The following is a 9530-nucleotide window of genomic DNA, read 5'->3' on the forward strand; positions in this document are numbered from 1 at the left end:
GAAAGTAGGTTATCGTCAGGCTAATTATTAAGCAGAGCCCGTTCAGTCAAAGACTGAGCGGGCTTTTTGCTTTTCTGAACCATCCGTCGGGCTCCTGCAATTTGCGGCACAATGCAGCTGTTGTCTATCCATTAAGGACGCAGCATGAAAGAGCAGGTGGCGAGAAGGGTGATCCTGGTCCGTTCCATCGAAACGGCCGACATCAAACACGAAGTCCTGAGCGACGACGACCGCATGTACGCGAGCCGCAGCGCACGCGAGCTGGCCCAGTGGTCCGCGGCCGACAGCAAATCTCCGCTCACGCTCGATCACTTCCTCGAACAGCGTTCTGAACAGATCCTCAAGCGCCTCGCCGAACGCACGCCCGCCTTCCGCACTTTCCTGAATCGCCGGCCCTTGCTACCGCTGCTGTCCGCACTTCTCCCGCTGCTCGCCCTCATTCTAGGGGCCGCCATCGACCACATCGCCGACCCGCACCGCGTCGACCTGCTGTCGGCGCCGCTGCTTCTGATCATTGGCTGGAACCTGCTGGTGTATGTGATCCTGCTGGCCTGGCTCTTTATCCCGTCCAAACGCACCGGTTGGGTCGGACCGGACCTGATGCGCCGGCTCAGCGTCGGCAAAGCCAAGCTGCCGCGCAAGCTGCCGGCGCCGCTCGCTGCCGCCCTCGGCGAATACACGATCGACTGGACCCAGCTGTCCTGGAAGCTGACCCACGCACGCCTCAGCCGCACGGTCCATTTGTCCGCCGCCGCGTTCGCGCTCGGCGCCGTCATCTCCTTGTATGCGCGCGGCCTGTTGACGGAATATGCGGCCGGCTGGGAGAGCACCTTCCTCGACGCGAGCCAGGTCCACGCGATGCTGTCCTGGCTGTTCGCGCCCGCGCTGCTCCTGTTCCCGATCGAGGGTTTCAGCGTCGCCGATGTGCAGGCCCTGCGTTTCGTGCAGGAGCCGTCCAGTGCCGGCGGCGCACGCTGGGTGCACCTGTATGCGGCGACCCTGCTGCTGATCGTGATCCTGCCGCGCCTTGTCCTGGCCGTGCTGGCCGGCTGGCGTGCGGCGCGCCTTGCACGGCGCTTCCCCGTGGACCTGCAGCAGCCATACTTCCGCAACCTGGCCGACCAGATCGGCGCCGGTCCCGGTCCGGTGACCCTGCGCGTGCTGCCCTACAGCTTCACGCTCGATGAACGCCGCGACCGCGGCCTGTCCGAGATCGCCGCAAACATGTTCGGCGCCCAGACCCGGGTCATGCTGCGGCCTTCGCTGCCGTACGGCGAAGATCCGACATCCCTGCTGCAGGACCTGCGACCCGACACCGGCGATGCGACCGCGAATCCGACCATAACGGCAGTGTTGTTCAGCCTCGCCGCCACGCCCGAGCAGGAAAACCACGGCGCCTTGCTGGCCGCGCTCTCGCGCCAGCTCCCCGGCGGCATGACCGTACTGGCCGATGAATCCTCGATGACCGAGCGCGGAGCCGGACAGCCGGGTATGGATGCGCGCCTGGCCGAGCGCGTCGCCCTGTGGCGCCAGTTCTGCACCCACTACCAGGTCCCGGTGACCATCGTGAACCTGCTGCAGCCTGAGAAGTACCAGGCTGACGCGCAGGGCGGCGTCGCTGCTGCGGGGGCACGATGAGCGAGGCGGTGAAGGTCCAGTTCGCGCTCGTGTCGCATACCAACAACGGCAAGACCACGCTAGCGCGCACCCTGGTCGGCATGGACGTCGGCGAAGTGCGCGACGCCGCCCACGTCACGACCTTCTCCGAATCGCACGTGCTGCAGACGACGGAGCAGGGCGACAGCTTGCTGCTGTGGGACACGCCCGGCTTCGGCGATTCGGTCCGCCTGCTCAAACGGCTGGCGATGGCGGGCAATCCGATCGGCTGGTTCCTGCGCGAGGTATTCGACCGTTACCGCGACCGTCCGTTCTGGCTCAGCCAGCAGGCCCTGCGCGCTGCCCGCGACGAGGCCGACGTCGTGCTCTACCTGGTGAACTCGAGCGAGCATCCACGTGACGCCGGCTACCTGCCGGCCGAGATGCGCATCCTCGAATGGCTCGGTAAACCGGTGGTCGTCCTGCTCAATCAGCTCGGGCCACCGCGTCCGGCGGCCGACGAACAGGCCGAGCAAAGCCTGTGGAAGCAGCACCTCGACCAGTACCCGATCGTGCGCGAGGTACTTTCCCTCGATGCCTTCGCGCGCTGCTGGGTGCACGAACACGTGTTCTATGAAGCCGTCGGCAGGCTGGTGCCGGAACCGAAGCGCGCCGCCTATGCGCGTCTGCGCGCGGCATGGGAAGCGAACAATCTGGCGCGCTACCACGCCTCGCTGCGCATCACCGCCGAGCAGCTGACGGCAGCGGCGCACGACAGCGAAGCCGTCGCCGAGGAAGCAAGCGGCTTCCTGCAATCGGCGCTGAAGGCCGTGAAACTTGGCAAGTCGGATGCGAAGCGCCAGGAGGCCGCGATGGCCAAACTGGTCGAGCGCCTCGAAGAGCGGATTTCCCAGGCCACCACCCAGCTGCTGACCCTGCACCGCCTCGATCCCGGCCAGGCGGCCCGCATCAATGCGCGGGTGCGCGACAACTTCAAGGTCCGCGCGCCGCTCGACAAGGCGCAGGCCGGCCTGCTCGGCGCGGTGGTCTCCGGTGCGGCGACGGGGCTGTCGGCCGATCTGATGGCGGGCGGCTTGACGCTGGGCGGCGGCGCGCTGCTGGGGGCGATCGTCGGCGCGCTGACGATGGCGGGCGCTGCCTGGGGCTTCAATACGACGACTGACCGTAACCAGCCGACCGTGCAGTTCGCGCCGCCTTTCCTGCGCACGCTGACGGTGGGCGGGATCCTGCGCTACCTGGCGGTCGCCCACTTCGGCCGCGGGCGCGGGAATTTCGTCGAGGGCGAGGCGCCGCCGTTCTGGCAGGCCGCGGTGGAAGAGTCGCTGCAGGCGCATTGCCCCGACACGGAGCGTTTCTGGCAGGATCTGCGTACGCAAGGAGAGAAGGGCGCCGAACCGCTCTACCGCCTGCTCTCCACGGTCGTCACCGACGTGTTCGCGCGCCTCTATCCCGGCGTGCAGATTCCCGTGCAGGCCGTCGCTGCAAGCTAGAAGCGATACTGCACGCTCGCGCCCAGCACCCAGTTGCGGCCGGGCGCGGCTTCGTAATAACGGCGGTTACTGTCGCCGACGATCACCGAGCCGATGTAGCCGCGGTCGAACAGATTGTTCACGCGCGCATATTCCTGCACACGCCAGCCGCCGAACTGCTGGCGCGCCTGCACGCGCAGGTTGGCGATCGCATAGCCCGGGGCCGGATTGCCCTGGTTGGCGTCATCCGGGTACAGCTTCGTGTTGGCGATGGTTTCCAGTGCGGCGCCGTAACGATCGGCGGCATCCTTCCAGCCCAGTTCTCCGTACAGGCTGGCGTTCGGCACGCCCGGCAGGCGGCTGCCCGCGAGGACGGCGCCGAAGCCCTCGTCATACACGGCGCGCAGCACGCTCAGGGCCACCCTGCCGCTCCAGTTGCGCCGCCATTCGGCATCCGCCGACAGTTCCAGGCCCTGGCGCAGCGTCGCGCTGGCGTTGCGGTAGCTGGTGCGGCCGCCGGACGAGCTGTCGACCACCAGTTCGTCGCTGGTCTTCACCTGGAACACGGCGGCATTGATGCGTACCGCATCCAGCGGCATCGCCTTCACGCCAAACTCCAGATGGGTGCTCTGGGCCGGCGCCAGCGCGAAGTTGAAACCGCTGCCCACGCCCGAATAAAAGACTTCGTTCAGGGTCGGGGTTTCGAAGCCACGCGCCGCGCTGGCATACACATTCAGGCCGGGATTCAGCTTGTAGAGGAGGCCGAGCAGCGGCGTGGTATGGCGGTAGCTGACGCTGCCGCTGTCGTTGCCGTTGGCGAGGAAGCGGTCGTCGACGTCGAACTCGACCCGGCTGTGGCGCAGCCCCGCGCTCAGGACCCAGGCGTCGCGCTCCCATTCGAACTGGGCATACGGATCGAGGTTGTTCACATCGTCCTTTTCGTCGCGGCGCAAACGGCCCTGCACGCCGAACTGGCTGCCGACGAAGTTCTCGTAACCCTTGCGGTCGTCGCTTGAAGCGCCGGCCTCGATGCCGAAGGTGGAGCGCAGCGTGCCGTCGAGGAAGGGACGCGACATGCTCCAGTTGGCGTCGATGCCGTGGAAGTCGCGCTCGAAGTCGACTACCCCGCCGGAATGGCTGGGCGGCGCCTGGAAGCCTTGCGAGAAAGCCTGGTACTGGATCACGCGGCGGTTGCCGACATAGGCGGTCGCGCGCAGGCGGTCGTCGCCGAAGCGCTGCTCCCAGGTCGCGCCCAGCTGCTGGTGGTCGATGCTCTTGCGCGTGTCGTAGCGTTCGGCGAAGGTGCGCTGCGGCGTGCGCGGGTCGGTGGTGTCGATTTCGCCCGCGCGCGGATCGCGCTGCCAGGTGGCCCAGGTGACGCCGAGCGGATCCTGGGTGTCGTCCTGGCGCAGGCCGCCGGCCGTCAATACCAGCCGGCTGGTGGTGCTCGGCGCGAAAGTAAGCTTGGCATAGGCCTGGTCGCGCGTGGCGGCGCTGTGACTGCGGTAGCCGTCGGTATCGAAGCGCGACACGTCCAGCAGATAGCCGATGCCGCCGGCGCGGCCGCTCGCGTTCAGGTCGGTCTTGCGGCTGCCGTAGCTGCCGGCGCTCACATTGAATTCGACTTCCGGCGCCGCTTTTGGATCGCGCGTAAACAGCTGGATCACGCCGCCGGAGTGGTTGCCGTAGAGGGCGGAGAAGGGGCCGCGCAGCACCTCGATGCGTTCGGCCAGGTCGAGGTCGAAGGTGGCGGCCTGGCCCTGCCCATCGGGCATGGTGGCGGGCACGCCGTCGGCGATCAGGCGCACGCCGCGGACGCCGAAGGCCGAGCGGGCGCCGAAGCCGCGCGAGGAAATCTGCAGGTCCTGTGCATAGTTCTGGCGGTTCTGCGCCACCAGGCCCGGCACCGCGGCCAGCGCTTCGGACGCATTCACGCGCGGCTGCGCGGCGCCGATGCGGTCGGCGCCGATCACGTCGATCGAGGCCGGCAGGTCGAAGCTCAGTTGTTCGGTGCGGCTGGCCGTCACCACGACGACCGGGGTGGCCGTATTGACGCCATCTTCTGCGAAGGCAAACGATGCATGGGTGGTGGACAGTGCCGCGATGATGCTTGAAGCGAGTACGTGACGTTTCATCTTTTCTCCGTGATCCCGCCACGCACTATACCTGCCAGGCGTGAAAGCCGTTGTCCAGTTGCTCACTTCGCTGTGTCAATCTGGAGCAGGTGTCACGGGCAGTGGCGCACATCCGGCCGCCGCGCGCCGCGTCTTCGCTCTGGGCCGCTGCCGCGCGTGGGCTGGCATGGCGCTTGCGAGATAGGAGACTCCACACCACCACAAGAAAGAAGAGGATGACATGAATCTCGCAGACATCAGCAAACTCGGCGTCGCCAACCCTTTCCGCCAGCGCTACGACAATTACATCGGCGGCGCCTTCGTGGCACCCGTCAAGGGCGAGTACTTCCCCAACGTGACGCCGATTACCGGCCAGCCCTTCTGCGAGGTGGCGCGCTCGACGGCCGAGGATATCGAAGCCGCGCTCGATGCCGCCCATGCCGCCAAGGAGGCCTGGGGCAAGACCTCGCCCGCCGAGCGCGCCAACATCCTGAATAAAATCGCCGACCGCATGGAGCAGAATCTCAAGATGCTGGCGACCGCCGAGACCATCGACAACGGCAAGCCGATCCGCGAGACCATGGCCGCCGACCTCCCGCTGGCGATCGACCACTTCCGCTATTTCGCCGGCTGCGTCCGCACCCAGGAAGGCGCGATCTCGACCATCGACCACGAGACCTACGCCTATCATTTCCACGAGCCGCTGGGCGTGGTCGGCCAGATCATCCCCTGGAATTTCCCCATCCTGATGGCGGTGTGGAAGCTGGCGCCCGCGCTCGCGGCCGGCAATTGCGTGGTCCTCAAGCCGGCCGAACAGACGCCCGCATCCATCATGGTGCTGATGGAGCTGATCGCCGACCTGCTGCCGGCCGGCGTCATCAACATCGTCAACGGCTTCGGCCTGGAAGCCGGCAAGCCGCTCGCATCGAGTAAGCGCATCGCCAAGATCGCCTTCACCGGCGAGACCGGCACCGGCCGCCTGATCATGCAGTATGCGGCGCAGAACCTGATCCCGGTGACGCTGGAGCTGGGCGGGAAGTCGCCCAACATCTTCTTCGAAGACGTGATGGCCGCGGACGACGAGTTCTTCGACAAGTGCCTGGAAGGCTTCGCCATGTTCGCGCTGAACCAGGGCGAGGTCTGCACCTGCCCCTCGCGCGTACTGGTGCAGGAATCGATCTATGAGAAATTCATGGAGCGTGCGCTGGCACGGGTGGAGAAAATCAAGGCGGGCAATCCGCTCGACGAAACCACCATGATCGGCGCCCAGGCCTCGCAGGAGCAGCTCGAGAAGATCCTGTCCTACCTCGACATCGGCCGCCAGGAAGGCGCCGAGGTGCTGGCCGGCGGCGAGCGCGCCACCCACGAGGGCGACCTGTCCGGCGGCTACTACGTGCGCCCGACCGTGTTCAAGGGCGATAACCGGATGCGCATCTTCCAGGAAGAGATCTTTGGCCCGGTCGTCTCTGTGACCACCTTCAAGGACGAAGCCGATGCCCTGCGCATCGCCAACGACACCCTGTACGGCCTGGGCGCAGGTCTGTGGACGCGCGACGGCAGCCGCGCCTTCCGCGTCGGCCGCGCGATCCAGGCGGGACGCGTGTGGACCAACTGCTACCACCTGTACCCGGCGCACGCGGCCTTCGGTGGCTACAAGCAGTCGGGCATCGGCCGTGAGAACCACAAGATGATGCTCGAGCACTACCAGCAGACGAAGAACCTGCTGGTGAGTTACAGCCCGAAGGCGCTCGGCTTCTTCTGACGCGCATGCCAACCGAGACGATGGCCACGACGATCGCGCGCGTGACCGCGACGCCTGCCGCACTCGCCTTCATCGGCGAGCTGCGGCAGCGCCACGGCCCGCTGATGTTCTTCCAGTCCGGCGGCTGCTGCGACGGCAGCGCGCCAATGTGCTATCCGGAGGGCGAGTTCAATGTGAGCGACACCGATGTCTGCCTGGGCAGCCTTGACGGGACGCCCTTCTACATGGGACAGGAGCAGTTCGGCTATTGGGAACACACCCAGCTGATCATCGACGTGGTGGCGGGTAACGGCGGCATGTTCTCGCTCGATAACGGCACCGGCCGGCGCTTCCTGACCCGTTCGCGCTTGTTTACGGATGAGGAGTGCTTATTATTGCGCGACCAGCCTACATAACGCGGGGCAGCTTCCGGTAAATCGTGTTGCGCGATACACCCAAGGCGCGTGCGGCGGCGGAGACGTTGCCGCCGTGCGCGGCGAGGGTGCGCAGGATGGCGCTCAGCTCCAGGTCGTCGAGCCTGGCGTTGGTTGCGGCGCTTTGCGTCGACGCCGGCGCTGCAGGCGCAGTATCGAGATCGTCGAGGTCGTCGAGGAAGTCGTCGGGCAGGTGCTGGAGGCCGATCTCGTCCTCGTCACCGGCCATCAGGCTTGCCGTGCGCAGCAGGCTGGCCAGCTGGCGCAGGTTGCCGGGCCAGGCGTGGCGCCGGAACAGCTGCAGGACCTCGTCGGCCACGCGCCTTGTGCGGGCCTCGCTGGCCAGCAGCTGCTGGACGATGGCATCGAGGTCGCTGCGTTCGCGCAGCGGTGGCAGTTTGACTACCAGCCCGTTCAGCCGGTAGTACAGGTCTTCGCGGAACAGGCCCTCGGCGATGCGCTTGCGCAGATCCTGGTTGGTGGCGCAGACCACCTCGATATCGGCCGCCAGCGCCCTGGCGCCGCCGAGCGGCACCACCTTGCGCTCTTCCAGCACGCGCAGCAGGCGCGCCTGCAGGGCCAGCGGCATGTCGCCGATCTCGTCGAGGAAGAGGGTGCCCCCATGCGCCTGCATGATCCTGCCGCTGGCGCCTTTCCTGCGCGCGCCGGTGAAAGCGCCTTCCTCATAGCCGAACAGTTCGGACTCGATCAGCGCTTCCGGAATCGCGGCGCAGTTCACGGCGACGAAGGGACCGCGCGCACGCGGCGAATCCGCGTGAATGGCCTGGGCCAGCCATTCCTTGCCGGTGCCGGTCTCGCCCAAGATCAGGACAGGCACGCCGAGGCCGACGACTTTGCCGACCTTCGCGATGGCTTGTGCGAGGCGGGCATCGCCGGTGTTAAGGGCCTGCAAGCGGGAGCGCGGCGGCGGCCTGACTGACCGGGGCGCGGCGGGCGGCGGGGGCAGGGCGGGAGCGTCGTTGAGGAGCTGCACGCCATGCGCGAGGCGCAGTTCGGCGCGGCCGCGTACGCGCACGCCGTTGTGCATGCACAGGTCGAGCAGTCCCGGGGCCGCGCTGCGGTAATGATCGTAGAGGGCGGACAGCGGCAGGCCGAACAAGGAGCTGAAGGTGTGCGCCTGCAGGGCCGGCGTGGACAACCCGAGCTGGAACAGGCCGTTGCGGTTCGCCGCCAGGAAGCGGCCGCCCGGCGTGAAGGAGGCAATGCCTTCCATGAGCGTGCCGATGAATTCCGGGCGGGTGTGGAAGTGCAGGGTGATCGCGTTCCCGAAGGCTGCGGCAAACAGCTGGTTCTCGATCATCAGGGCCGACATCCGCACCAGGGCCATGGTGTGCTTGTGGAAGCTGCGCCGGTCGCCGCTGACATCGAGCACGCCGACCACCTGACCATGATGGTCGACGATCGGCGCTGCCGAGCAGGTGAGGAAGTGGTTCGCGGTCAGGTAGTGCTGGTCGGCGTGCACGGTAGCGGGCGCCTGTTCTGCGATGGCGGTGCCGATCGCGTTCGTGCCCTTGCTTTCCTCGGACCAGTCGACGCCCGGCGTCAGTGCGACGCGGTTGGCCTTCTCGAGGAAGTCGGCATCCCCCAGCGAGTGCAGGATCACACCGCGGGCGTCGGTCAACAGGACCGAGTTGTGAGTGTTGGCGATCTGCTGGTACAGGGTTTCCATGGCCGGCACCGCATGGCTGTACAGCATGCGGTTCTGCTCGACCAGGGCGGAGAGGGCGGACACGGACAGGGGATCGAAGTCCGGGCGGAGGTCGGCGCGCAGGCCGTAATGCTGGGAGCGGCGGTGCGAGCTGGCGATCGTCGCCGGCAAGTGATAAGTCATCCCATGTCTCCTGGTTGGCCCTGGACTGCGGCTCTTTCGGTGGAAGTCGACTATTGATTAATGTAGCACGCAACAGAGAGCCCTTGCATCCTCCCCCGTGCATTTGCTATAGTTCGCGTCCTGCTTCTGCAGCGCACGAAAAGTTTAATAGAATCAACGAATTAAACTTGTATAAACGGCCATGCCGAGTGCGCTGAAGAAAAACGAGGGGTTGACGAGTTAAGCGAAACACTGCATAATCTCATTCCTCTGCTGCTGACGAACAAAACGATTCGTCGACAAGGCAAGCAGATCAGAACACGG

At 66.4% G+C, this 9530-nt stretch carries 6 protein-coding genes; 4 read left to right on the forward strand and 2 right to left on the reverse strand.

The window, feature by feature from the left end; translation table 11 throughout:
* Window positions 1-144 precede the first annotated feature (144 nt).
* Entirely contained in the window at window positions 145-1638 is a 1494-nt protein-coding gene (locus tag AC07PE_RS26930; RefSeq protein WP_498770391.1) for a DUF2868 domain-containing protein, read from the forward strand.
* Complete coding sequence (locus tag AC07PE_RS26935; protein WP_498770393.1) at window positions 1635-3107, forward strand: GTPase domain-containing protein; 1473 nt, start codon at window positions 1635-1637, stop codon at window positions 3105-3107. The genes AC07PE_RS26930 and AC07PE_RS26935 overlap by 4 nt, the downstream gene beginning before the upstream one ends.
* Here the strand turns inward: AC07PE_RS26935 and AC07PE_RS26940 are convergent.
* Complete coding sequence (locus AC07PE_RS26940) at window positions 3104-5221, reverse strand: TonB-dependent receptor family protein (RefSeq protein ID WP_498770395.1); 2118 nt, start codon at window positions 5219-5221, stop codon at window positions 3104-3106. The two genes, AC07PE_RS26935 and AC07PE_RS26940, sit on opposite strands and share 4 nt — an antisense overlap.
* A 220-nt stretch (window positions 5222-5441) precedes the next feature.
* Here AC07PE_RS26940 and adh point away from each other — a divergent pair, with 220 nt between their 5' ends.
* Window positions 5442-6962, forward strand: coding sequence for an aldehyde dehydrogenase (gene adh / locus AC07PE_RS26945; protein WP_498770397.1), 1521 nt, complete (start codon window positions 5442-5444; stop codon window positions 6960-6962).
* A 20-nt stretch (window positions 6963-6982) separates the two neighbouring features.
* Window positions 6983-7357 (forward strand): DUF779 domain-containing protein, encoded by a 375-nt coding sequence (locus AC07PE_RS26950; RefSeq protein ID WP_498770401.1) that lies wholly within the window; start codon window positions 6983-6985, stop codon window positions 7355-7357.
* Here AC07PE_RS26950 and AC07PE_RS26955 read toward each other — a convergent pair.
* Complete coding sequence (locus tag AC07PE_RS26955) at window positions 7350-9227, reverse strand: sigma-54-dependent Fis family transcriptional regulator (protein ID WP_498770399.1); 1878 nt, start codon at window positions 9225-9227, stop codon at window positions 7350-7352. The two genes, AC07PE_RS26950 and AC07PE_RS26955, sit on opposite strands and share 8 nt — an antisense overlap.
* Window positions 9228-9530 lie beyond the last annotated feature (303 nt).

This window comes from Telluria sp. GW821-FHT07G12, from assembly GCF_059418525.1.

What these genes read in the sequence shown, in the direction of transcription:
- AC07PE_RS26930 (WP_498770391.1), top strand. Translation starts at nt 145, where the DNA reads ATGAAAGAGCAGGTGGCGAGAAGGGTGATCCTGGTCCGTTCCATCGAA.
- AC07PE_RS26935 (WP_498770393.1), top strand. Translation starts at nt 1,635, where the DNA reads ATGAGCGAGGCGGTGAAGGTCCAGTTCGCGCTCGTGTCGCATACCAAC.
- AC07PE_RS26940 (WP_498770395.1), bottom strand. Translation starts at nt 5,221, where the DNA reads ATGAAACGTCACGTACTCGCTTCAAGCATCATCGCGGCACTGTCCACC.
- adh (WP_498770397.1), top strand. Translation starts at nt 5,442, where the DNA reads ATGAATCTCGCAGACATCAGCAAACTCGGCGTCGCCAACCCTTTCCGC.
- AC07PE_RS26950 (WP_498770401.1), top strand. Translation starts at nt 6,983, where the DNA reads ATGGCCACGACGATCGCGCGCGTGACCGCGACGCCTGCCGCACTCGCC.
- AC07PE_RS26955 (WP_498770399.1), bottom strand. Translation starts at nt 9,227, where the DNA reads ATGACTTATCACTTGCCGGCGACGATCGCCAGCTCGCACCGCCGCTCC.